We start from the raw sequence: 22,742 nt of genomic DNA on the forward strand, positions 1-22,742 counted from the left end.
CGTCGCGCGAGGCTTTCTCTATAGTGCGCGCCGACTCCAGCCGAACCGACCCGCCATGCCCGCGCCTCTCTCTCCTCTCATCGTCCGGATGCGCCACGCCATCGAAGGCTGCCGGCCGATCCAGATCCGCGGGCGGGTCACCCAGGTCACCGGAACCCTGCTCAAGGCCGTGGTGCCCGGCGTGCGCATCGGCGAACTCTGCCAGTTGCGCAATCCCGACCAGAGCCTGGCGCTGCTCGCCGAGGTCATCGGCTTCCAGCAGCACCAGGCGCTGCTCACCCCGCTCGGCGAGATGCTCGGGGTTTCCTCCAACACCGAAGTCAGCCCTACCGGCGGCATGCATCGCGTGGCGGTCGGCGAGCACCTGCTCGGGCAGGTGCTCGACGGCCTCGGCCGCCCCTTCGACGGCAGCCCGCCGGCCGAGCCGGCGGCCTGGTATCCGGTCTACCGGGATGCCCCGCCGCCGATGAGCCGGCGCCTGATAGAGCGGCCGCTATCGCTGGGTGTGCGCGCCATCGACGGCCTGCTGACCTGCGGCGAAGGCCAGCGCATGGGCATTTTCGCTGCCGCCGGCGGCGGCAAGAGCACCCTGCTGGCCAGCCTGGTGCGCAATGCCGAGGTGGATGTGACGGTACTCGCCCTGGTCGGCGAACGCGGTCGCGAAGTCCGCGAGTTCATCGAAAGCGACCTCGGCGAACAGGGGCTGCGCCGCTCGGTGCTGGTGGTCGCCACCTCCGACCGACCGGCGATGGAACGCGCCAAGGCCGGTTTCGTCGCCACCAGCATCGCCGAGTATTTCCGCGATCAGGGTCGCCGCGTCCTGCTGCTGATGGACTCGCTGACCCGCTTCGCCAGGGCCCAGCGCGAAATCGGCCTGGCGGCCGGTGAACCGCCCACCCGCCGCGGCTACCCGCCCTCGGTGTTCGCCGCGCTGCCACGCCTGATGGAGCGTGCCGGGCAATCCGAGCGGGGCTCGATCACCGCGCTCTACACCGTACTGGTGGAAGGCGACGACATGAGCGAGCCGGTGGCCGACGAGACCCGCTCGATTCTCGACGGGCACATCGTGCTGTCGCGCAAGCTGGCCGCCGCCAACCACTATCCGGCCATCGACGTGCTGCACTCGGTGAGCCGGGTCATGAACCAGATCGTCGACGACGATCAGCGCCATGCGGCCGGACGCTTGCGCGAATGGCTAGCGAAGTACGAGGAAGTCGAGTTGCTGCTGAAGATCGGCGAATACCAGAAAGGCCAGGACAGTGAAGCCGACCGGGCCATCGAGAAGATCGCGGCGATCCGCCAGTGGCTGCGCCAGGGTACCCACGAAACCAGCGATTACGCACAGGCCTGCGCGCAGTTGCGGAGCCTCTGCGCATGAGCCTGGCGCTGCTGTTGCGCGTCCGACGCCTGCGCCTGGACCGGGCCGAGCGCGCCCAGGGCCGCCAATTGCTACGGGTTCGCGCCGCGGCGCAGGAACACACCGAGCGCCAGGCGGCGCAACGGGACTACCGCGACTGGCGACTGGCCGAAGAGCAACGGCTGTTTCTCGCCTGCCAGGCGGCCATGCTCGACCGCCGGCGCCTGGAAGCCTGGCAGCAGCAGGTAGGGCTGCTGCGGGAAAAGGAAGCCGGCCTGGAACAGGACTGCGCCGAGGCCGCGCAGCGCCTCGAAGGGGAGCGCGAGCGCCTGCGGCAGTGCCGGCGAGAGCTGCTGGAACGCCAGCGGCAACTGGAGAAGTTCGCCGAACTGGAGCGCCACGTCGACGCCGAGCGCCAGGGGCTGCGCGAACGCAGCGAGGAAGGCGAACTGGAAGAATTCACCCGCCACGAGACCTGGCCATGCTCAAGCTGAACGCCGTGGATACGGCTCCGCTCGTGTCGTCCGACACCCTTGCCCCCCTTCCGCCGCTGCGCGCGCAGCAGATCGCCTTCGAACAGGCCCTGCCCGCGCACCGACCGCCGGCGCCCAGGCCACCGTTCGACAAGGGCGACGAAACGACGGAGGCCGCCGCGACAGCCGACGCGCCGACCTCGACGCCTCTCGCCGACCAGCCCGCGGCGCCTGCCGCCGACCGGCCGCCGACCACTCGGCAGGATCCCATGCCAGTTGCCGCGGACGCAACGCCAACGCCAACGCCAACGCCAACGCCAACGCCAACGCCAACGCCAACAGTGTCGCCGTCCGGATCGGTAGCACGGCAAGCGCCGGCAGTCACCGCGCGCGTCGCGGCGTCCACGCAAGGCCGGGAGCCGGCCAGCGTTTCGGCGCCTCCGGTCGACGAACCGCCGCTGGTGCCGGTGTCCTCCCACCCGCAAATCGCAGGTCGGACGCATGAGCGGCCACAGCCCGGCCCCGGCTTCCCGGCGAAAACCGCAGCCGAGGTCGCGTCCACGGCGCAGGCCAGTGTCCAGGCTTCGCCGCCCGCGCCGACAGCGGGCGGCGAAGGCCGCGGAGAGGAGCGTCGGCAACCCGGAGAAACCGATCCATCCGCACTGCCCCCCGACGACCAAGCGCCTGTGCCACTGCCTGCCATGCAAACCCCCGGCGACCGCCTGCTGGCACGCCTGCTGGCATCGAGCGGGAGCCGGCCACTGCCGCTGGCCGATCTCGCGCGCCTGCTCGATGCCGTGCAGGGGCGCATCCAGGTCGCCAGCGCAGCCGAAAGCCATGCGGCGCGCCTGCAGGTGCGACTGCCCCAGCTCGGCGCCGTGGAGGTGCAGGTCCTGCATGGCCATGGCCAGTTGCAGGTCGAGATCAGTGCCAGCCCCGGCAGCCTGGCGTTTCTCCAGCAAGCCCGTGGCGAGTTGCTCGAACGCCTGCAACGGCTGCATCCGGAACAACCGGTGCAACTCACCTTCAACCAGCAGCAGGACAGCGGCCAGCGCTCGCGGCAACGTCGCTACCTGCATGAAGAGTGGCAAGCCGAATGAACGGTACGGACCTCGACCTGCCGCTCGCCAGCCGCGCCGAACTGGATCTCCAGCGACGTCTCGCGCGTTGCCGTCGCCACTATGTCGGCAACGCTTTGCAAGCGCGCCTGGACATCGCCCAGGCCGCCCCCGACGTCGATCTCGAACTGAGCCTGGCGTGGGACGGCCTGCCCCTGCGCTTTCTCTGCCAGGCTCCGGCACTGGCCCACTGGCTCGCGCCGAACCTGCAGGAGGCAGCCTTCGCCAGCCTGCCGGCGGCCCTGCAACTGGCCTTGCTGGAGCGCGAAGGCAACGTCTTTCCCGGCCTGGTCTGGTACGGCCTGAGCCCGGCGCAACCACGCGCTGCGATGGGCCTGCGCCTGAGCCTGGAACGCGACGACCAGCGCCTGGCGCTCTGGCTCGACGGCGATCCCGCGACGCTGCTGGCACGCCTGCCGCCGCGCCCCTCGACGCAACGCCTGGCCATACCGCTGCGCCTGTCGCTGCAATGGCCCGGCCTGCCGCTGGACGCCAGCGAGCTGCGCACCCTGGAGCCCGGCGACCTGTTGCTGCTGCCTGCCGGTCATCGCCCCGACGCAGCGCTGCTGGGGGTTCTCGAAGGACGCCCCTGGGCGCGCTGCCAACTCCACTCCACGCAACTGGAACTGCTCGACATGCACGACACCCCCTCCCTCGCCGACGGCGAGGACCTGCACGAACTCGACCAACTGCCGATCCCGGTCAGCTTCGAGGTCGGCCGCCGCACCCTGGACCTGCATACCCTCTCCACCCTGCAGCCAGGCTCGCTGCTCGATCTCGACAGTGCCCTGGACGGCGAAGTGCGCATCCTCGCCAACCAGCGCTGCCTCGGTATCGGCGAACTGGTCAGGCTCCAGGATCGGCTCGGGGTGCGCGTAACCCGCCTGTTCGGACACGACGAAGCATGATCCAGTTGCCCGACGAGCTCGGCCTGATCCTCGGCCTGGCCCTGCTCGCGCTGGTCCCGTTCATCGCGGTGATGGCGACCTCCTTCATCAAGATGACCGTGGTCTTCTCGCTGCTGCGCAACGCCCTGGGCGTCCAGCAGATTCCGCCGAACATGGCGATGTACGGGCTGGCGATCATCCTCAGCCTGTACGTGATGGCACCGGTCGGCTTCGCCACCCGCGACTACCTGCGCAACCACGACGTCAGCCTGAGCGACTCGGCATCGGTGGAACGCTTTCTCGACGAGGGCATGGCGCCCTACCGGAACTTCCTCAAGCGGCAGATCCAGGAGCGCGAACACACCTTCTTCATGGAAAGCACCCGCCAGGTCTGGCCCAGCGAATACGCCGAGCGGCTCGACCCGGACAGCCTGCTGATCCTGCTGCCGGCCTTCACCGTCAGCGAACTGACCCGTGCCTTCGAGATCGGCTTCCTGATCTACCTGCCCTTCATCGCCATCGACCTGATCATCTCCAACATCCTCCTGGCGATGGGCATGATGATGGTGTCGCCGATGACCATTTCCCTGCCGTTCAAGCTGCTCCTGTTCGTCCTCCTCGACGGCTGGGCGCGGCTGACCCACGGCCTGGTCATCAGCTACGGAGGCTGACCATGAGCAGCGCCGACATCCTCCACTTCACCAACCAGACCCTGTGGCTGGTGCTGGTCCTGTCGCTGCCGCCGGTACTGGTCGCGGCCCTGATCGGCACCCTGGTATCGCTGGTCCAGGCGCTCACCCAGATCCAGGAGCAGACCCTCGGCTTCGTCGCCAAGCTGGTGGCCGTGGTGGTGGTACTGTTCGCCACCAGCGGCTGGCTGGGCGGCGAGCTGTACCGTTTCGCCGAAATGACCCTGCTGAAGGTGCCGCTGGTGCGATGAGCGTCCAGGACCTGCAGCAACTGCTGCTGACCTACAGCCTGCTGCTGCCGCGGATCATCAGTTGCTTCGTGGTCCTGCCGGTGCTGGCCAAGCAAACCCTGGGCGGCGGCCTGGTGCGCAACGGCGTGGCCTGCTCGCTGGCGCTGTTCGCCTACCCGATCGTCGCCGGCAGCCTGCCGCCGGCCCTCGACGCGCTGGACATCGCCCTGCTGATCGGCAAGGAAGTGCTGCTCGGCCTGCTCATCGGCTTCGTCGCCACCATTCCCTTCTGGGCCATGGAAGCGACCGGCTTCATCATCGACAACCAGCGTGGCGCGGCACTCGCCTCGACCTTCAACCCCAGCCTGGGCAGCCAGACCAGCCCCACCGGGCTGTTGCTGACGCAGACGCTGATCACCCTGTTCTTCTCCGGCGGCGCCTTCCTCGCGCTGGTCGGCTCGCTGTTCAGGAGCTATGCCAGTTGGCCGGTGAGCAGTTTCTTCCCGCAGCTCGGCAGCCAATGGGTGGCATTCTTCTACGCGCAGTTCTCGCAGATGCTGATGCTCTGCGCGCTGTTCGCCGCGCCGCTGCTGATCGCCATGTTCCTCGCCGAGTTCGGCCTGGCGCTGGTCAGCCGCTTCGCCCCGTCGCTGAACGTGTTCATCCTCGCCATGCCGATCAAGAGCCTGGTGGCCAGCCTGCTGCTGGTGCTCTACCTGGGCATCCTCATGGAGCACGCCTACGATGCCCTGCTGCTCGCCGTCGACCCGCTGCGCCTGCTGCGTCCCGTGCTGGAGACGCCATGAGCGCCGAGAAGACCGAGCAGCCCACGGCGAAGAAGCTGCGCGACGCCCGCCGGCAAGGCCAGGTGGTGAAGAGCAAGGAAATTGTCTCCAGCGCGTTGATCCTGTCGCTGGTGGCGCTGCTGATGGGCTTTTCCGACTACTACCTGGAGCATCTCGGCAAGCTACTCCTGCTGCCCGCCGAGTACATCGACCTGCCGTTTCGCCAGGCGCTGGAGACCATCCTGGAGAACCTTCTCCAGGAGCTCCTCTACCTGCTGGCGCCGGTCCTGCTGGTCGCGGCGCTGGTGGTGGTGCTCAGCCATGTCGGCCAGTACGGTTTCCTGCTCAGCCTCGACAGCGTCAAACCGGACCTGAAGAAGATCAACCCGGTGGAGGGCGCGAAGAAGATCTTCTCGATCCGGAGCCTGGTGGAGTTCCTCAAGTCGACCCTGAAGGTCGCCCTGCTCTCCCTGCTGGTCTGGTTGACCTTGCAGGGCAACCTGGCCAGCCTCCTGCGGATTCCCGCCTGCGGGCTGGACTGCGTGGCACCGGTGAGCGGGCTGATGCTCAGGCAACTGATGCTGGTCTGCGCGGTCGGCTTCCTGGCGATTGCCGTCGCCGACTACGCCTTCGAACGCCACCAGCACTACAAGCAGTTGCGCATGAGCAAGGACGAGGTGAAGCGCGAGTACAAGGAGATGGAGGGCAGTCCGGAGATCAAGAGCAAGCGCCGGCAATTCCATCAGGAACTGCAATCGAGCAACCTGCGCGCGGATGTCCGGCGCTCCTCGGTGATCGTCGCCAACCCGACCCACGTCGCCATCGGCATACGCTATCGACGCGGCGAAACGCCCCTGCCGCTGGTCACCCTGAAGCACACCGACGCCCTGGCCCTGCGGGTCCGGCGCATCGCCGAGGAAGAAGGAATCCCGGTGCTGCAACGAATTCCGCTGGCACGGGCGCTGCTGCGCGACGGCAATGTCGACCAGTACATACCGGCGGACCTGATCCAGGCCACCGCCGAAGTCCTGCGCTGGCTGGAAAGCCAGCAGACGGATACGCCCTGATCGCTATCGGGCAGGGCGGCCGCCGCGGCACCGGCGACGCAAGACGCTGCGACCTGGCGCCGAAAAAAAGGGGCCCGAAGGCCCCTTTCACATGCTTGCTACGGGTCAGTCCTTGTCCGGGATCCCGTGTACCACGCCCGCGGTATTCTCCAGCAGGCTCTTGGTCGCGGTCTGGATGAACGACTCCAGCTTCTTCTGCAGCTCGGCCTGGTCCGGCACTTCCTTGGTGATCACCGCCTTGGCATCGCCGCCCAGCTGGTAATCGTAGACGCGCACGTCACCGTCCTTCGGCCGCACCAGGATGCGGTTGCCGGAGACGATGGCGACGTTCTGCTCGCTGCCCGACGGCTTGATCACGCCGAAGCCCTTGTCGCCTTCCGGCAGGTTCAGCAGGTCGCGGCCCCAGCACTGGTGGACGGTCTCGCCGCCGAGCAGGCCCATGATGGTCGGCACGATGTCGACCTGGGTACCGACGGTCGGCAGGTGGGTACCGAACTTCTCCTGGATGCCGGGGGCGATCAGCAGCAGCGGCACGTTGAAGCGGTGCAGGTCCATCTCGGTGAGCTGCTCGGGGCTGCCGAAGCCATGGTCGCCGACCACCACGAAAAGGGTGTCCTTGTAGTACGGCGACTTCTTCGCCTTCTCGAAGAACTGGCCCAGCGCCCAGTCGGAATAGCGCATGGCGGTCAGGTGCTCGTCGAGCGAACCGTAGCCGGTCACGCGCTCCACCGGCAGGTCCTTCGGCAACGCATAGGGCACGTGGTTGGAGAGGCTCTGCAACAGCGCATAGAACGGCTTGCCGGTGCTCGCCAGCTTGTCCAGTTCCTCGTTGCCACGGGCGAACATGTCCTGGTCGGAGACGCCCCAGGTCGGATCGGAGAACACCGGGTCGACATAGTCGTTGCGGCCGATGAAGGTGGTCATGCCCTGGTTGCTGAAGAAGCCGGACTGGTTGTCCCAGGCGAAATCACCGTTGTAGACGTAGACGTCCTCGTACTGGCGGGCGCTGAGCAACTGCGGCAGGCCGGAGAACTTGTGGCCGCCCTCCGGGGTTTGCATCAGGTATTCGAAGCCCGGCAGGTTGGGGAAGCAGGCCATGGTGGCGAACATGCCCTGGTGGGTATGGGTGCCGTTGGAGAAGAACTGGGTGAACAGCAGGCCTTCCTTCGACAGCTTGTCGAAATACGGCGTGATGTTGCCCGGCGCGCCCAGGGCGCCGACATAGTGGCCGGCGAAGCTTTCCAGCAGGACCACCACCACGTTGCGGATCGGCAGGGCATTCGCCGCCGGCGGGGTGAACTCGCGGCGCACCGCGGCCTCATCGGCGTCCACCAGCTTGTCGTTGGGGGTCAGCAACATCTGCCGGGTGGTCTCCAGGGCGACCTTGTCGTCCAGGGTGGCCTTCCAGATGTTCGCGCGGTCTTCGGAGAAGCGCTCCTTGGCCGCCTTGACCAGGGTCAGGGTGCCGTTCAGGCCCAGTTGGTTGGCGAACATGGATTCGGTGGTGAAGGCATCGCCCCAGCGCAGCGGCGGGCCCTGGCGCAGGGTGCCGCGGGCGGCGAGGACGCAGACCAGCACGCAGAGGAACAGCACCACGCCGCGCACGTACCAGGGCGCGGCAGCGCTCGGCCGGGCGATCACGCTGTCTTCGCGCGGCTTGCGCTGGCTCGGGCGGGTCGCCAGGTCGATGGCCTTGAACACCCGGTACAGCACCCAGGTGGCGAAGGCCCAGGCCAGCAGGTAGCGGACCACCGGGAAGCCGTACCAGAGCATGCTCATGACGGTCTTCGGGTCTTCCGACATGTACTGGAAGACCAGGCTGTTCAGGCGCTGGTGGAACTCGCGGTAGAAGTCCAGTTCGAGTACGCCGAGGAACAGGGTGATGCTGGCGAACAGCGTCAACCATGTACGGAACAGGCCGCGAGCGGCCATCGCGCGTACCGCGAACAACGACAGCACCAGCGGCGCCACGGCATAGACGACGACCCGCAGGTCGAAACGCACGCCGTTGCCGAACGCCTCGAGGAAGGTGCTCGCCGGGGTCGCGCCGATCAGTTCGCGGTTGTAGATCAGCAAGGCCAGGCGCAGCAGGCTGAACATGACCAGCAGCACCAGCGCGCTGAGCGCGGTGAACGCCAGGTGGCTGCGGATGGTGGGCTGGAACAGCCGTGGGGGCGATTGGGTGGTTCGGACTTCCGTTTGGTCCATGTTTACAATTCGCTCTTCTGTCGTTCGATTTCGAGAATGCGGTCCCGCCCCTGCTCGGCCAGCAGGTAGCGGCCGGGCCCGATGGGCAGTAGGGACTGTGCGGAACGCAGGCGCCGTACGATCACCTGCAGCGGCCCGTCGGGCGGCAGCAGCAAGGCTCGCGCGTTATGCGTCGAGTCCTCGGTGATCCACAGGCCTTCGCTGTCGCACAGCAAAAAGCTCGGTGCATTCAGTCCGTTCAGCACCACCTCGTCCTCGGCCCCCTCATGCAGACGCATGACGTGGCCACGTTTCTTTTCCGTGTAGAAGACGCTTCCGTCCGGGCAGGCGGCCACCCCTTCGGAGCGCTGCAATCCCTCGCGCAGTACCGTCAGTCCGCCGGTCTCCGGGTCGTAGCGGAGAATCCGCCCGTCCAGGTCGCGATCCTCGGCGGCGTACAGGTAGCGGCCGTCGCTGGCGACGCCCTCCACCTGGATGCCGTCGAACAGCGGCCGGGCCTGCTGGGCATGCCACCAGAACACCGGCGAGGCGCCCTGCTCCTGGCTGATCGCGATGCCGTCGCGGAAGCTGGCCATGCCGTCGGGCTTGGACAGCCCGTCGAGCACCGTATCGCGGCTGCCATCGGCGGCGATGCGGAACACCAGGCCCTTGCCGTCCTGCAACTCCTGGCTCACGTAGAGCAGGCCGTCCGGGTCGCGGGCCAGGGCGCTGACGTGGGGAATGTCCTCGAGCACTACCCGGTAGGTCCAGCCGGATACGGTGGCTGCCGGGGCGAAACGCTGCCAGCCGAGGAAGGCCAGGGCGATGAAGAGGACGCTACCGAGCAGGCAGGAGACTACTACGCCGCTCTGGCGCAATCGTTTGGTCAGCATTCGATGCACTCAAGGACAAAACTGCCATTTATAGCCATGGCAACGGAAAAAAGCGCGCAGATTTTCCCGGATCGATTGTGAAAAAAATGTTAGCTGGCAGTAACAGGGGATGTCGGAGCGACGCATGAAAAAGGGCCTTGCGGCCCTTCTTGGTGAAGCGTCAGTCGTTGTCCTGCTTGCCGATGGCCTGCAGCACGTACTGCGGCAGAGCAAACGCGCCCAGGTGGATATCGGCGTTGTAGTAGCGGGTGGCGATGCCGCTGTCGCGGAAGCGCTGGCGCAGCGTTTCCAGCGGAAGGCGACGCAGGCCTTCGCGGGTCGAACCCCAGGCGAAGGTCATGGCGCCGCCGATATAGGTCGGCACCGCCGCCTGGTAGAAATGCCAGTCGGCGAACAGCCCGTCGGTACGTGCGGCGGTGGTGCGCACTTCCTCCAGTTGCATGAATGGCGTGCCGTTCTGGGTGACCAGGATGCCACCCTCGTTCAGGCAGCGCCGGCAGGCCTGGTAGAAGTTCTCGGAGAACAGCACCTCGCCAGGGCCGATCGGGTCGGTGGAGTCGGAGATGATCACGTCGAAGCGTTCTTCCGTGGTAGCCACGAAGCGCATGCCGTCGTCGATCACCAGGTTCAGCCGCGGGTCGTCGAAGGCGCCCTGGGAGTGGTTGGGCAGGAACTCCTTGCACATGTCGACCACGGTGCCGTCGATCTCGACCATGGTGATCCGCTCGACGCTCTTGTGCTTGGCCACCTCGCGCAGCATGCCACCGTCGCCGCCGCCGATGATCAGCACGCGCCGGGCCGCGCCGTGGGCGAGGATCGGCACGTGGGTGAGCATCTCGTGGTAGATGAACTCGTCGGCCTCGGTGGTCTGGATCACTCCATCGAGCGCCATCACCCGGCCCATCCGGGCGTTTTCGAAAATCACCAGGTGCTGGTGCTCGGTGCGCACCTCATGCAGCATGTTGTCGATGCTGAAGCGCTGGCCGTAGCCCTGGTACAGAGTTTCCTGATAATCGCTCATGGGCCGGGATCTCCCTGGTAAGGCTGCAATCTGGCAGCGGGACTTGCCCGCGCCGCGAAGAAAGGCGCGCATTCTACGCTGGCGGCAATGACAGGTCGAACCCCGCCGGCGGATGGCGCCGGCTGCGCCGGACAGGTATCGTCTGCCCATGAGCCAGCCTACCTCTCCCCTCGTCCTGCACCTGCCCTACCAGTCACCCTGGGAATGGCGCCAGTTCCACCAGCATTTCGCCCTGCGCCTGCTCGCCGGTGTCGAAAGCCTGGGTGACGACCACTATGCCCGCAGCTTCCGGGCCAACGGCCGCCCGGCCTGGTTCGAGGTGCGACCGCTGGCGGAACGCCAGGTCCTGGCGCTGAGCCTCAGCCCGTCCGCCCATGCCCTGGCCGCCGAACTCGAGGCACGGGTCCGCCGGATGTTCGACCTGGACAGCGACCCGGCCGCCATCGCCCGGCATTTCGCCGGGGATCCCCTGCTCGGCCCGCTGGTGGCCGCCAATCCGGGACTGCGCCTGCCGGTGGCCTTCGATCCCTTCGAACAGGCGGTGCGCGCCATCGTCGGCCAGCAGGTCACGGTGAAGGCCGCGGTGACCATCACCGGGCGCCTGATCCAGCGCCTCGGCGAGCCGCTGGAAGATCTCGGCTACGACGGCATCAGCCACCTGTTCCCGACGCCCGCCGCGCTGGCGCAAGCCAACCTCGACGGCATCGGCATGCCCGGCAAGCGGGTACAGACGCTGCAACGCTTCGCCGCGGCGATCGCCTCGGGAGAGCTGAGCCTGGACCTGGCGGACGGCCCCGAGGCCCTGGTGGAGCGCCTCTGCGCGTTGCCCGGCATCGGCCCCTGGACCGCCGAATACATAGCCCTGCGTGCCATGGGCGAAGCCGACGCCTTCCCCGCCGCCGACCTCGGCCTGCTGAAATCCACGGTCTGGGGACCGCAAGGCATCGATGCGCGCAGCCTGAAGGCCCGCGCCGAGGCCTGGCGGCCTTGGCGCGCCTACGCCGCGATCCACCTGTGGAACCACTACGCCGCAGGCGGCTAACGCCGCGGCGGGAGGCTACAGCCTGACGTTGCCGCGCGGGCCGGCGATGGCCCAGATGATCAGGCCGAGCACCGGCAGGACGATGATCACCAGGACCCAGATGATCTTCATCCCGGTTTCCGCAGCGCTTTTCAGGATGTTGACGATGGCCCAGATATCCAGGGCCAGGATGACCAGGCTGATCAGCCCGCTGAGGGTGGAACCCATGGCGCGATGCTCCCGAGCAAGAGTGTTCCCTCAGGATAGCCGGCGCGTTCACTCCACGAGGATGTCGGCGAAGCTGGCCACCGTCGGATGGCCGTCCAGGCTGCCGCCTTCGCGGGCCAGGCCGAGCGTGCGCATGCCCGCGTCGCGCGCGGCATCCAGTTCCTGCACCACGTCGGAAAGGAAAAGGATTTCCGCGGCCGGCAGGCCGATGGCCCCGGCGATCCGCGCATAGGAGGCGCTTTCCCGCTTCGGCCCGCTGGTAGTGTCGAAGTAGCCGGAAAACAGCGAGCCCAGGTCGCCGGCCTCGGAACAGCCGAAGATCAGCTTCTGCGCCTGGATCGAGCCGGAGGAATAGACGTACAGGTCCAGCCCACGGGCCTTCCACTCGCGCAGCGCCTGCACCGCGTCCGGGTAGACGTGGCCCTTCAACTGACCGTCGCGGTAGCCCTGGGCCCAGACCATGCCTTGCAGGGCCTTCAGCGGCGTCGCCTTGCGGTCCTCGGCGATCCATTGCAGGAGGATCGCGATCACCCGCTCGACATCGGCGTCCGCCTCACCGCTCTCGGCACGCACCGCCGCCAACTGTGCGGCTACCTCGGTCTCTCCGGCGTGTTCGCGGACGAAGTCCGGCAGGTGCCGGGCGGCATAGGGAAACAGCACGTCGAAAACGAAGCTGACCGCGCTGGTGGTGCCTTCGATGTCGGTGAGGATGGCTTTGATGGTCATGCGGACTCCGGATGAAACCGCCCCCGGCAGGACCGGGGGCGCGGATGGTGACGGATGGGACGGTGCCTCGCTCAGTCTTCCAGCAGGGGGAAGCGGCTGGCGATGTCGTCGCCGGTGAACTGGGCGACCCAGCCCTCCGGGTTGTTGAACAGGCGCACGGCGACGAAATGCGGGTGCTCGCCCATGTCGAACCAGTGGCGGGTGCCGGCCGGCACCGAGATCAGGTCGTTGCGCTCGCAGAGCACGGCGTAGACATGCTCCTCGATATGCAGGACGAACAGGCCGCGCCCGGCGACGAAGAAGCGCACCTCGTCTTCGCCATGGCGGTGCTCGTCGAGGAACTTGGCGCGCAATTCGGCCTTCTGCGGGTGGTCGCTGTTCAGGCTGACCACGTCCACGGTGATGTAGCCGCGCTCGCGCTTGAGCCGCTCGATCTCGTGGGCGTAGGCGGCGATCACCTCGTCCTGGCTGGCGCCGGCGGCGATCGGCGCGGCGGCTTCCCAGCGTTCGAAACGGACACCGACCTCGGCCAGGGTCGAAGCGATGTCCTCGGCATGGGTCAGCAGCTTCAGCGGCTGCTCCGGCTGGTTCTCGTGATAGACGGTAAGGCTGCTCATCGGCTCAGACTCAGTACTTTCAGTTCACACTCGAACAGAAACTCGAAAGCTTCCACCTGACGCAGGGCATCGCTCATGCGCGCGCCCCAAGTGTACAGCCCGTGGCCGCGGATCAAATACCCCGGGCAGTGCGGATGCGCCTCCAGCCAGGGCTGCACGCGGCTGGCCAGGCGGGCGATGTCCTGGTCGTTGTCGAAGATCGGCACCTCGACCTGGCCTTCGTGGGTGGTGACCCCGGCGAAGGCCTTCTGCAGTTCGTAGTCCTGCAGCACCAGGCGGTCGCCGCGGACCAGGCGGGAAAGCACGGTGGCATTCACCGAGTGGGTATGCAGCACCGCGCCGATCGCCGGGTTCCAGGCATACAACTGGGTGTGCAGGAGGGTCTCCGCCGAGGGTTTCTTGCCCGGTTCCAGGCTGTTGCCGGCCAGGTCGGTGGCCAGCACGTCGTCGAAGCCCAACTGGCCCTTGTGCTTGCCCGAGACGGTGAGCAGCGCGCGCTGTTCGTCCAGGCGCGCGGAGTAGTTGCTGCTGGTTGCCGGCGACCAGCCGCGGCCGTAGAGGAACCGGCCGGCGTCGATGATCTGCTGGGTCAGCTGTTCACGGTTGTCGTTCATGCCCGCACCTCTTGCAAACGGGTACTGATGATAGCGGCTGCCAGCAAGGCTGCCAGGCTGGCGATGGCGAAGGTCCAGGCAGGGCCCAGGCTGTTCCAGCTATAGCCGGAATACAGCGCGCCCAGGGCTCCGCCGGTACCGGCCAGCGCAGCATACAGGGCCTGGCCCTGGCCCTGCTGGCGCGGGCCGAAGCTACGCTGCACGAAATGGATGGCAGCCGCATGAAAACTGCCGAAGGTGGCGGCATGCAGCGTCTGGGCAAAGACCAGCAGCGCCAGGCTGTCGGCCAGGTTGCCGAGAAGCAGCCAGCGCAGCGACGCCAGCAGGAAGCTCGCGGCCAGCACCTGGCGCAGGCTGAAACGTTGCAGCAGGCGTGGCATGGCGAGGAACAACATGACCTCGGCGACCACCCCCAGCGCCCAGAGCAGACCGATCAGCGCCCGGCTGTAGCCCAGCGATTCCAGGTGCAGGGTCAGGAAGGTGTAGTACGGCCCATGGGACAGCTGCATCAGGCACACGCACAGGTAGAACGCCAGCACGCCCGGCTGGCGCAACTGGGCGAGGAAGCCGCCCTCGCCTTCGCGCGGTTCGCGATGGGCCGGCTGGGCATTGGGCACCCACCAGCTGCACAGCACGATGCCGAGCATGATACCCAGCAGCGTCGCCGGGTAGACATCCAGGCTCAGGCGCTCGAACAGCGCGCCGAGACCGACCACGGTGCAGATGAAACCGATCGAGCCCCACAGGCGAATCCGGCTGTAGCTGGCGCTGCGCTCGCGCAGGTGGGCCAGGGTGATGACCTCGAACTGCGGCAGCACGGCGTGCCAGAAGAACGCGTGCAACGCCATCACCAAGGCCAGCCAGGCGTAGCTGTGGCTGACGAAGATCAGCGAGAAGCCCAGCGCCGTGCATACCGCGCCGAAGCGCACGATGGTCAGGCGCTGGCCGCTGCGGTCGCCCAGCCAGCCCCACAGGTTGGGCGCGACGCAACGCATCAGCATGGGAATCGCCACCAGCTCGCCGATGCGCGGGCTGGGGAAGCCCAGGTGATGGAAATACAGGGCGAGGAACGGCGCCGTGGCGCCGAGCAGGCTGAAATAGAAGAAATAGAAGCTGGACAGGCGCCAGTAGGGAACCGCGCTGGTCACGATCCGCCGTTCACCCGTCCCGCATCGCTGCCTGCCACAGCCCTCACAGCTGCGGCAGGACCGGCGTGTCGACGCGCACGTCGGCGTTCTGCCCACGCTGGCGCAGCAACTGGTCGAGCAGGACGATGGCCATCATCGCCTCGGCGATCGGCGTGGCGCGGATGCCGACGCACGGGTCGTGACGGCCCTTGGTGATCATGTCCACCGGCTCGCCGGCGGTATCGATCGAGCGCCCGGGAGTGGTGATGCTGGAGGTCGGCTTCAGCGCCAGGTGGGCGACGATCGGCTGGCCGGAGGAGATCCCGCCGAGGATGCCGCCGGCATTGTTCGACAGGAAGCCTTGCGGGGTCAGTTCGTCGCGGTGCTCGGTGCCGCGCTGGGCGATGCTGGCGAAGCCGGCGCCGATCTCCACGCCCTTCACCGCGTTGATGCTCATCAGCGCATGCGCCAGTTCGGCGTCCAGGCGGTCGAAGATCGGCTCGCCCAGGCCCGGCGGCACGCCTTCGGCAACCACGGTGATCTTCGCCCCGACCGAATCCTGGTCGCGGCGCAATTGGTCCATGTAGGCCTCCAGCTCCGGCACCTTGTCCGGGTCGGGGCTGAAGAAGGCATTCTGCTCGACGCTGTCCCAGCTCCTGAACGGAATCTCGATCGGCCCGAGCTGGCTCATGTAGCCGCGCACCTGGATGCCCAGGCCCGCCAGGTATTTCTTGGCGATAGCCCCGGCGGCCACGCGCATGGCGGTCTCGCGCGCCGAGGAACGGCCGCCGCCGCGGTAGTCGCGCACGCCGTACTTGTGGTGGTAGGTGTAGTCGGCATGGGCCGGGCGGAACAGGTCCTTGATCGCCGAGTAGTCCTTGGACTTCTGGTCGGTGTTGCGGATCAGCAGGCCGATCGGCGTGCCGGTGGTCTTGCCCTCGAACACCCCGGAAAGAATCTCCACCTCGTCGGCTTCCTGGCGCTGGGTGGTGTGCCGGCTGGTGCCGGGCTTGCGCCGGTCGAGGTCGCGTTGCAGGTCCCGGGCGGACAGTTCCAGCCCCGGGGGGCACCCATCGACGATGGCGACCAGCGCCGGGCCGTGGCTTTCGCCTGCGGTGGTGACGGTGAAGAGCTTGCCGTAGGTGTTGCCGGACATGCGAGGCTCCGCGTGAGGACGAGAGGGAAAGACATCGGAGTATACCCGTCAAGGACGGGCCTGCGAACCTTCCCCGGAGGACGCGATCAAAGCGCTATCATCGGCCCATGAAGACCTCCATGCCGCGCGCCCTCCTCGCCCTGTTCTGCCTGCTCGCCAGCCTGGCCCACGCCGCTCCCAACAGCATCCTGCACCGCCCCTACGACCTGGACACCGGGCACGGCGTGCTGCGCGGCTCCTTGCTGCTGCCGCGCAGCGCCGTGCCGCCGCCGGTGGTCCTGCTGGTCGCCGGCTCCGGCCCCACCGACCGCGACGGCAACAACCCCTTCGGCGGCAACAACCGCTACCTGTTGCGTCTCGCCGAGGCCCTGGCCGAACGCGGAATCGCCAGCGTGCGCTACGACAAGCGTGGAGTCGCCCGCAGCCTGGCGGCGGCGCCGCGCGAGGAAGACCTCAGCGTCGGCGTCTATGTCGACGACGTGGTCGCCTGGAGCGAGCGGCTGGCCCGCGACCCGCGCTTCTCCCGGCTGATCCTGGTCGGCCATAGCGAAGGCGCGCTGATCGCCAGCCTGGCGGCGCCTCGCACGCCGGCCGAGGAATTGATCGCCATCGCCGGCAGCGGCCAACCCATCGACCGGGTGCTGCGCGAGCAACTGCGCGGTCGCCTGCCGCCGGCGCAACTGCGCCAGGCCGACTCGGTGCTGGCTTCGCTGAAGGCCGGCGAGACCCGCGGCGATATCCCGCCGGCGCTCGCCAACCTGCTCCGCCCCAGCGTGCAGCCGTACCTGATCTCGCTGTTCCGCGAAGACCCGGCCCGCGCGTTCGGCCGCCTGCGCATCCCGACCCTGATCGTCCAGGGCCGCAATGACATCCAGGTCGGCGTCGCCGACGCCGAGGCGCTCCAGCGAGCCAAGCCCGACTCGCAACTGGTGCTCATCGACGGCATGAACCACATCCTGCGGATCGCCCCGAGCACCGGTCTCCAGCAGCTTTCCGCCTACAACGACCCGAACCTGCCGCTGGCCCGGCAACTGGTCGAGGCGGTCAGCCGCTTCATCCTGCGCGGCGCAGAGGCGGAAAAAGGCCGCTGAGCCGCTACAGAAATCGCTTCCCGCGCCGACAAGTTCTGAAAGCCGGCCCGTGAAGGCGGCCGGCCAGAGGATGTCCGATGATCGATAGCGATACCCAACCGGCCGCAGAAGAAGCCGAGAAGAAACCGCCGCACCCCTGGGCCGAACTGGCCCCGGAGCATTTCCGCCTGCTCCGCCTGGCGCCACTGCCCACCGACCGCGCGACCGGCGCCCGCCCCCTGCGCTTCGTCCAGCTCGGCAGGGTCGAACGGCACAGCGCGGACCAGAGCCTGCTGCGCCTGAGCATCCAGGTGCCAGGCCTGATGCTGCGCAAGGAGCAGAACCTGCTGGAGGTCTGGGCCGATCATCGCAACAAGGAAGTGCGTTTCGGTTCGGACGCCGGGCTCAGCCTGGAACCCTTGAACCGCGGGCTGGGCCGCTTCCTGCTGGCCCAGGCGATCGCCTGGGCGCAACGACGCTGGGCCCACTACAAGGTGGAAGGCGGCGCACTGGCGCTGAAGGATGGCCTGACCGAAGACGCACGCCTGCGCCGCGACCATTTCATCCGCGCCCAGGGCTTCGACGTCAGCTATGAGGACCAGCGGTTGCTCAAGGCCCGCTACAGCGCCGGCCGGGTCAGTGAGCTGCACAGCGATTGGCACAAGGACAAGGTGCAGATCGTGCCGCTGCTGGACGCCGCGGCGATGCTGGAACAGGCCGAGCAGACCCTGCAGGCCCAGGATGCGGAGATCCGCCAACTGGAACAGCGCATCAACCACTACCGCCGCGACGACACCAGCCTGCGCTTCACCATCGCCTGCCTGACCACCTTCGCGGTGTTCCAGGCCGGCCTGCTGATCTGGATCGCCACTCACTGAACCGGCGGCACCAGCCGCCTCCGATCACTTTTCCAAGCGCGAACGGAACAGTTCCCGGTGCTCGCGGCACTGCGCGGCGGACAGCATGAACACCCCGTGGCCGCCGTGCTCGAACTCCAGCCAGGTGAAGTCCACTTCCGGATACAGCGCCTGCACATGGACCTCGCTGTTGCCCACCTCGACGATCAGCAGGCCTTTCTCGCTGAGGTGGTCGGCCGCCTCGGCGAGCATCCGTCGCACCAGGTCCAGGCCGTCGTCGCCGCAGGCCAGGCCGAGTTCAGGCTCATGATGGAACTCCGCCGGCATGTCGGCGAAATCCTCGGCATCCACGTAGGGCGGATTGGACACGATCAGGTCGAAACGCTGGCCGGGAAGCCCGGCGAAACCGTCGCCCTGGACGGTGTAGACCCGCTCGCCGAGGTCGTGGCGCTCGATATTGACGTTGGCCACCTCCAGCGCATCGAAGGACAGGTCGGCGAGCACCACCTCCGCCTGCTCGAACGCATAGGCGCAGGCGATGCCGATGCAGCCGGAACCGGTGCAGAGGTCGAGGATTCGCGCCGGCTCGGCCGGCAGCCAGGGCGCGAAGCGCTGTTCGATAAGTTCGGCGATAGGCGAGCGCGGCACCAGCACGCGTTCGTCGACGCTGAAGGGAATCCCGCAGAACCAGGCTTCGCCCAGCAGGTAGGCCGCCGGAATCCGTTCCTCGATGCGCCGCCGGAGGATCTCCGCCAACTCGGCGCGTTCATCGTCTTCCAGGCGGCAATCCAGGTAGCTGTCAGAAATTTCCCAGGGAAGGTGCAGGGAGCCCAGAACCAGGTGGCGCGCCTCGTCCCAGGCATTGTCGGTGCCGTGACCGAAGAACAGGCCGGCGGCGTGGAAACGGCTGACAGCCCAGCGGATGTAGTCGCGCAGGGTGAGCAGACGGGACTCGGACATGACGGAATTGCTCCTCGCAACGCACAAAAGGGCGACATTCTAGCCGATCGCGCCGGAGCTGGCCTCCAGCGCGGGAAGTCCATACCACTTTAGTGCGCATGCGGCAAAGGTTCACAGGCTCGCCGATAGGGGCCAGAATGAAAGGCATGTGCCTTCTCAGGAGTAGTGACATGCCTCATCCGCTCACCCTTTTGCAGATCAGCGGACGCGGCTACCCGCCAGCCCCCCTTCGGCAGAGCACCTTGCTGATCATCGATGCCCAGGAAGAGTACCGCAGCGGCGCCCTGCGCCTGCCAGGCCTCGACGCCGCCGCCGCGGAGATCGGCGTGCTGGTGCAGGCGGCCCGCGCCAGCGGTACGCCCATCGTGCATGTACGCCACCTGGGTATCCAGGGCGGCCTGTTCGATCCGCAAGGGCCGCGCGGCCAGTTCCTCCCGGAACTGCAACCGGAAGCCGGGGAAAAGGTCGTGGAGAAACGCCTGCCCAATGCCTTCTCCGGCACCGAGCTGCACGACCTGCTGCAGAACCACGGCCGTCTCGACCTGATCGTCTGCGGCTTCATGACCCATTCCAGCGTCAGCACCACCGTGCGCGCGGCCAAGGACTACGGCTACCGCTGCACCCTCGCCGATAGCGCCTGCGCCACCCGCGACATACCCACCCTGAACGGCGGGGTCCTGAGCGCCGCGGACCTGCAACGCGCCGAGATCGCCGCCCTCGGCGACAACTTCGCGGCGATCGTCGCCCAGGCCCGGGAACTGCTCTGACCGCCCATCCAGCCGCCCTCCCGTCCCGCCCTGCGGAGGACTAGTCTGCCTGCAGGGCCATGGCTTGCGGCGAGAAGACGAGTGGCGCACGGCTCCCGGGAGTCCGGGAACCCGGCCGGAAGGTTCCGGTCCTAGCCCCGATGACACACGAGGAAGTCGGGATGAAGTTGTCCGATAGTTTCGATGCGCGCCGGCTGCGCCCGCGCCGGCCGAGAGTCTGGCGCTGGCGCCTGGCGGCGGCGTTCGCGGCCCTGGTGGCGAGCCTGGGCGTGCTGCTGTCGCTGGCCGGCACCTCGGCCTTGATCGGCCGCCAGCCGGCTGTCGGCATGCTGCATATCGAACCCGCCGCTGGCGGCGTCTTGCTGGCCCTTGGCCTGCTGTCGCTCTGCCTCGGCGTGTTCTTCTGGCGTTTCAGCCGCCGCCGCAGCCGCCGCAACAGCGACCTGAGCCTGTCGCCGAACCTGATGAAAAAGCGCGACTGAGCGGGCTGCCGGCGTCCGGCCGATCCGGTAAACTGCGCCGCTTCGCGGAGGCTCCCATGCAAGACGACGACTTTTCCCTGTTCAAGAGCGAGATGCGCGGCGTCAAGCGCATCTCGGTCGATCGAGCCGATACCGGCAAACCTCGCAACGACCGCCAGCAACTCAAGCAACGCCAGCTCAATGCCAGCGTGCGCAACGACGAAATCCGCGTCGATGGCCTGTCCGACCAGTTCGTCATCGACGTCGGCCCCGAGGACGAGCTGTCCTGGGCCCGCGACGGCGTCCAGGAAGGCCAGTTGCGCAAGCTCAAGCAGGGCCTGGTGCCTTTCGACGGCAGCCTCGACCTGCACGGCATGAGCGTGGAGAAGGCCCGGCAGACACTGTGGGACTTCCTTGCCGAGGCCACCCGCCTGGAAATCCGCTGCGTGCGCGTGACCCATGGCAAGGCCGCGCGCAAGGACGGACGCAGCCCGCTGGTGAAAAGCCACGTCAATACCTGGTTGCGCCAACACCCGCAGGTGCTCGGTTTCACCTCCTGCCTGCCACGCCACGGCGGCACCGGCTCGGTCTACGTGATGCTGCGCAGGACCATGCTCGAAGGCCGCGACGAGTAGCCGGCAAGCGCCGAGTCTTGCCAGCGGCCCGGCGACGTCCTACCCTCCGCGCTGGTAATCGTCTGACTGGAACGCTCATGTCCCTGGAACAACACTACTCCTCGATCCTCACCCAGCTCGGCGAGGACGTTAACCGCGAAGGTCTGCTGGACACGCCCAAGCGTGCCGCCAAGGCCATGAAGTACCTGTGCCGCGGCTACCAACAGAGCCTGGAAGAAGTCGTCAACGGTGCCCTGTTCAGCTCCGACAACAGCGAAATGGTATTGGTCAAGGACATCGAGCTGTACTCGCTCTGCGAGCACCACCTGCTGCCCTTCATCGGCAAGGCCCACGTGGCCTATATCCCGAACGGCAAGGTGCTCGGCCTGTCGAAGGTCGCGCGGATCGTCGACATGTACGCCCGCCGCCTGCAGATCCAGGAGAACATGAGCCGGCAGATCGCCGAGGCGGTCCAGCAGGTCACCGGCGCCCTCGGCGTCGCGGTGGTGATCCAGGCCCAGCACATGTGCATGATGATGCGCGGCGTGGAAAAGCAGAACTCGTCCATGGTCACTTCGGTGATGCTCGGCGAATTCCGCGACAACGCCGCCACCCGCAGCGAATTCCTCAGCCTGATCCGCTGAGGCCAGGTCCGCTGGCGAAAGAACCGGCCCCACTGGGCCGGTTTTGCGTTTCCTTCCCCGGCGATCAGCCGAAGAAGCGCTTCATCGAGCGCGACAACCAACCGCCCTCGCTCTTGTCCTTGACCAGTTCGGACATGCTGTGGCGTACCGCATCCACATATCCGGCGTCGTCGTTGCGGATGTGGTTGAACAGCCAGCGCGAGAGCAAGCCCTTGAGTTCGTCGCCGACATCCTCGCCGGCCTGGAAGCGCACCCGGTATTCGGAGACCCGGCGGATGAACAGCTCGTGGATCTTCTTGTGCGCCCGGGAAAACTGGTAGCCGGCATCCTCCATCAGGGTTTCCTCGAAGGCGAAGTGCGACAGCGTGTAGTCCACCAGCTCCTCGATCACCTCGGCGATCGCCGCGTGTTCCTTGCCTTGCTGGGCGTCGTGCAGGTGATTGATCATCTCGACGATGCGTTTGTGTTGATTGTCGATGACCTGAATACCGGTATTCAGGTCATCCTGCCAGACCAGATGCGCCATGATGACTTCCCCCAAGCGAACAGCGAACGGCCTTTCCGAACGGCCTGGGGCCAGGGTATTTTTGTGACGCAGTACGGGTATTGACGCCGGTCAAGCGGGACAAGATGTTAATGAATTTCGCATGAATTCATTCGCCCCCCTCGCGGCGGCATGCCCGCTCGATCCGCTCGGTTTCGCGCGGCTGAACATCCGCCATCGTCGCCGGAAAGCAGCGTCACCAGTGGTCCCGACAGGACAGGAAGGAAATGAACCTGATCGCGCACGTGGAAATACCGGTGTCCGACCTGGAGAGGGCGATGCGTTTCTACGCCTCGGTGTTCGGAGTGGCGTTCGGCGAGGTAGCCACCCTGCACGGAAGCAGAATGGCGCATTTCCCCTTCGAGGAAGGCCGTGACGGTGCCAGCGGCGCACTCGCCGAGGGCGACGTCTACGTGCCTACGCTACATGGGGCGATCATCTACCTGAATGTCGCGGACCTGGATGCCGTCATTGCCCGGGCCCTCGGCGAAGGCAGCGAAATCCTCTTCCCGAAGACGCCGCTTGGCGACGGCGTGTTCATCGCCGAGATCAGGGACAGCGAAGGCAATCGTATCGCCCTGCAGAGCGCTTGCGGAGAGCGGCCGTAGAGGTCCTGCAAACCGAGCGCC

General features: G+C 67.1%; 27 protein-coding genes. 16 read left to right on the forward strand and 11 right to left on the reverse strand.

Annotated elements, in window-relative coordinates; translation table 11 throughout:
- The first annotated feature begins 55 nt into the window (after positions 1-55).
- Genes pscN through pscU form a run of 8 tightly spaced genes read left to right on the forward strand, consistent with a single transcriptional unit; the run spans position 56 to position 6,606 of the window.
- Complete coding sequence (gene pscN / locus LJF27_RS17955) at positions 56-1,378, forward strand: SctN family type III secretion system ATPase PscN (RefSeq protein WP_003122866.1); 1,323 nt, start codon at positions 56-58, stop codon at positions 1,376-1,378.
- Entirely contained in the window at positions 1,375-1,851 is a 477-nt protein-coding gene (gene pscO / locus LJF27_RS17960) for a type III secretion system central stalk protein PscO (RefSeq protein WP_003087688.1), read from the forward strand. The genes pscN and pscO overlap by 4 nt, the downstream gene beginning before the upstream one ends.
- Positions 1,839-2,930 (forward strand): type III secretion system needle length determinant PscP, encoded by a 1,092-nt coding sequence (gene pscP / locus LJF27_RS17965; RefSeq protein WP_078465413.1) that lies wholly within the window; start codon positions 1,839-1,841, stop codon positions 2,928-2,930. The genes pscO and pscP overlap by 13 nt, the downstream gene beginning before the upstream one ends.
- Complete coding sequence (gene pscQ / locus LJF27_RS17970; RefSeq protein ID WP_023088396.1) at positions 2,927-3,856, forward strand: SctQ family type III secretion system cytoplasmic ring protein PscQ; 930 nt, start codon at positions 2,927-2,929, stop codon at positions 3,854-3,856. The genes pscP and pscQ overlap by 4 nt, the downstream gene beginning before the upstream one ends.
- Positions 3,853-4,506, forward strand: a complete 654-nt coding sequence (gene pscR / locus LJF27_RS17975) for a SctR family type III secretion system export apparatus subunit PscR (protein WP_003087674.1) — start codon at positions 3,853-3,855, stop codon at positions 4,504-4,506. Before pscQ ends, pscR begins: the two co-directional genes overlap by 4 nt.
- A gap of 2 nt (positions 4,507-4,508) precedes the next feature.
- Positions 4,509-4,775, forward strand: a complete 267-nt coding sequence (gene pscS / locus LJF27_RS17980; protein WP_003087672.1) for a SctS family type III secretion system export apparatus subunit PscS — start codon at positions 4,509-4,511, stop codon at positions 4,773-4,775.
- The gene (pscT, locus tag LJF27_RS17985; RefSeq protein ID WP_003103206.1) at positions 4,772-5,560 is read left to right on the forward strand and encodes a SctT family type III secretion system export apparatus subunit PscT; all 789 of its coding nucleotides are present in this window, start codon (positions 4,772-4,774) and stop codon (positions 5,558-5,560) included. Before pscS ends, pscT begins: the two co-directional genes overlap by 4 nt.
- Complete coding sequence (pscU, locus tag LJF27_RS17990) at positions 5,557-6,606, forward strand: SctU family type III secretion system export apparatus subunit PscU (RefSeq protein WP_003103203.1); 1,050 nt, start codon at positions 5,557-5,559, stop codon at positions 6,604-6,606. The genes pscT and pscU overlap by 4 nt, the downstream gene beginning before the upstream one ends.
- Positions 6,607-6,711: 105 nt before the next feature.
- On the opposite strand, the gene LJF27_RS17995 is transcribed toward pscU, so the two are convergent.
- From LJF27_RS17995 to speE, 3 genes are all read right to left on the reverse strand, one after another.
- Positions 6,712-8,814: an LTA synthase family protein gene (locus tag LJF27_RS17995; protein WP_004342847.1), complete on the reverse strand. Its 2,103-nt coding sequence runs from the start codon at positions 8,812-8,814 to the stop codon at positions 6,712-6,714.
- Positions 8,815-8,816: 2 nt separating this feature from the next.
- Positions 8,817-9,686 (reverse strand): YncE family protein, encoded by an 870-nt coding sequence (locus tag LJF27_RS18000; RefSeq protein ID WP_003087664.1) that lies wholly within the window; start codon positions 9,684-9,686, stop codon positions 8,817-8,819.
- Between the two features lie 160 nt (positions 9,687-9,846).
- Positions 9,847-10,707: a polyamine aminopropyltransferase gene (speE, locus tag LJF27_RS18005; RefSeq protein ID WP_003103196.1), complete on the reverse strand. Its 861-nt coding sequence runs from the start codon at positions 10,705-10,707 to the stop codon at positions 9,847-9,849.
- Positions 10,708-10,855: 148 nt separating this feature from the next.
- Between speE and LJF27_RS18010 the strand changes: the two genes are divergently transcribed.
- Positions 10,856-11,749: a DNA-3-methyladenine glycosylase family protein gene (locus LJF27_RS18010; protein WP_003449989.1), complete on the forward strand. Its 894-nt coding sequence runs from the start codon at positions 10,856-10,858 to the stop codon at positions 11,747-11,749.
- A gap of 15 nt (positions 11,750-11,764) precedes the next feature.
- Here LJF27_RS18010 and LJF27_RS18015 read toward each other — a convergent pair whose 3' ends face one another.
- The 6 genes from LJF27_RS18015 to aroC form a co-directional block, all read right to left on the reverse strand.
- On the reverse strand, positions 11,765-11,956 hold the full coding sequence (locus LJF27_RS18015; protein ID WP_003103184.1) for a PLDc N-terminal domain-containing protein: 192 nt from the start codon (positions 11,954-11,956) through the stop codon (positions 11,765-11,767).
- A gap of 48 nt (positions 11,957-12,004) precedes the next feature.
- Positions 12,005-12,682, reverse strand: a complete 678-nt coding sequence (gene mtnC, locus LJF27_RS18020) for an acireductone synthase (RefSeq protein WP_003103183.1) — start codon at positions 12,680-12,682, stop codon at positions 12,005-12,007.
- Positions 12,683-12,753: 71 nt separating this feature from the next.
- On the reverse strand, positions 12,754-13,299 hold the full coding sequence (locus LJF27_RS18025) for a 1,2-dihydroxy-3-keto-5-methylthiopentene dioxygenase (protein WP_003087656.1): 546 nt from the start codon (positions 13,297-13,299) through the stop codon (positions 12,754-12,756).
- Positions 13,296-13,913: a methylthioribulose 1-phosphate dehydratase gene (locus tag LJF27_RS18030; RefSeq protein ID WP_003103182.1), complete on the reverse strand. Its 618-nt coding sequence runs from the start codon at positions 13,911-13,913 to the stop codon at positions 13,296-13,298. The genes LJF27_RS18025 and LJF27_RS18030 overlap by 4 nt, the downstream gene beginning before the upstream one ends.
- The gene (locus LJF27_RS18035; RefSeq protein ID WP_023116630.1) at positions 13,910-15,061 is read right to left on the reverse strand and encodes an MFS transporter; all 1,152 of its coding nucleotides are present in this window, start codon (positions 15,059-15,061) and stop codon (positions 13,910-13,912) included. The genes LJF27_RS18030 and LJF27_RS18035 overlap by 4 nt, the downstream gene beginning before the upstream one ends.
- Positions 15,062-15,104: 43 nt before the next feature.
- The gene (aroC, locus tag LJF27_RS18040; RefSeq protein ID WP_003087653.1) at positions 15,105-16,196 is read right to left on the reverse strand and encodes a chorismate synthase; all 1,092 of its coding nucleotides are present in this window, start codon (positions 16,194-16,196) and stop codon (positions 15,105-15,107) included.
- A 107-nt stretch (positions 16,197-16,303) separates the two neighbouring features.
- Between aroC and LJF27_RS18045 the strand changes: the two genes are divergently transcribed.
- Together LJF27_RS18045 and LJF27_RS18050 are read left to right on the forward strand one after the other, a co-directional pair.
- On the forward strand, positions 16,304-17,287 hold the full coding sequence (locus LJF27_RS18045) for an alpha/beta hydrolase (protein WP_004349090.1): 984 nt from the start codon (positions 16,304-16,306) through the stop codon (positions 17,285-17,287).
- Between the two features lie 77 nt (positions 17,288-17,364).
- Entirely contained in the window at positions 17,365-18,144 is a 780-nt protein-coding gene (locus tag LJF27_RS18050; RefSeq protein WP_016253575.1) for a hypothetical protein, read from the forward strand.
- Positions 18,145-18,168: 24 nt separating this feature from the next.
- On the opposite strand, the gene prmB is transcribed toward LJF27_RS18050, so the two are convergent.
- Positions 18,169-19,083, reverse strand: a complete 915-nt coding sequence (gene prmB, locus LJF27_RS18055; RefSeq protein WP_003087648.1) for a 50S ribosomal protein L3 N(5)-glutamine methyltransferase — start codon at positions 19,081-19,083, stop codon at positions 18,169-18,171.
- 170 nt (positions 19,084-19,253) lie between these two features.
- On the opposite strand from prmB, the gene LJF27_RS18060 reads away from it, so the two are divergent.
- The 4 genes from LJF27_RS18060 (at position 19,254) to folE (ending at position 21,569) form a co-directional block, all read left to right on the forward strand.
- Positions 19,254-19,850 carry a cysteine hydrolase family protein gene (locus tag LJF27_RS18060; RefSeq protein ID WP_003103179.1) on the forward strand — a complete coding sequence of 199 codons (597 nt, stop codon included), beginning with the start codon at positions 19,254-19,256 and terminating at the stop codon, positions 19,848-19,850.
- A 161-nt stretch (positions 19,851-20,011) separates the two neighbouring features.
- The gene (locus LJF27_RS18065; RefSeq protein WP_003087644.1) at positions 20,012-20,332 is read left to right on the forward strand and encodes a hypothetical protein; all 321 of its coding nucleotides are present in this window, start codon (positions 20,012-20,014) and stop codon (positions 20,330-20,332) included.
- 56 nt (positions 20,333-20,388) lie between these two features.
- Positions 20,389-20,946, forward strand: a complete 558-nt coding sequence (locus LJF27_RS18070) for a Smr/MutS family protein (protein ID WP_003110434.1) — start codon at positions 20,389-20,391, stop codon at positions 20,944-20,946.
- A gap of 77 nt (positions 20,947-21,023) precedes the next feature.
- On the forward strand, positions 21,024-21,569 hold the full coding sequence (folE, locus tag LJF27_RS18075; RefSeq protein ID WP_003087639.1) for a GTP cyclohydrolase I FolE: 546 nt from the start codon (positions 21,024-21,026) through the stop codon (positions 21,567-21,569).
- Positions 21,570-21,633: 64 nt separating this feature from the next.
- On the opposite strand, the gene LJF27_RS18080 is transcribed toward folE, so the two are convergent.
- On the reverse strand, positions 21,634-22,095 hold the full coding sequence (locus LJF27_RS18080) for a bacteriohemerythrin (RefSeq protein ID WP_003087637.1): 462 nt from the start codon (positions 22,093-22,095) through the stop codon (positions 21,634-21,636).
- Between the two features lie 245 nt (positions 22,096-22,340).
- Between LJF27_RS18080 and LJF27_RS18085 the strand changes: the two genes are divergently transcribed.
- A complete protein-coding gene (locus tag LJF27_RS18085) occupies positions 22,341-22,721 on the forward strand; it encodes a VOC family protein (protein WP_003114616.1) in 381 nt (126 codons plus the stop codon).
- Positions 22,722-22,742 lie beyond the last annotated feature (21 nt).

The organism is Pseudomonas sp. 203-8, assembly GCF_020708595.1.
Taxonomy (GTDB): domain Bacteria; phylum Pseudomonadota; class Gammaproteobacteria; order Pseudomonadales; family Pseudomonadaceae; genus Pseudomonas; species Pseudomonas aeruginosa.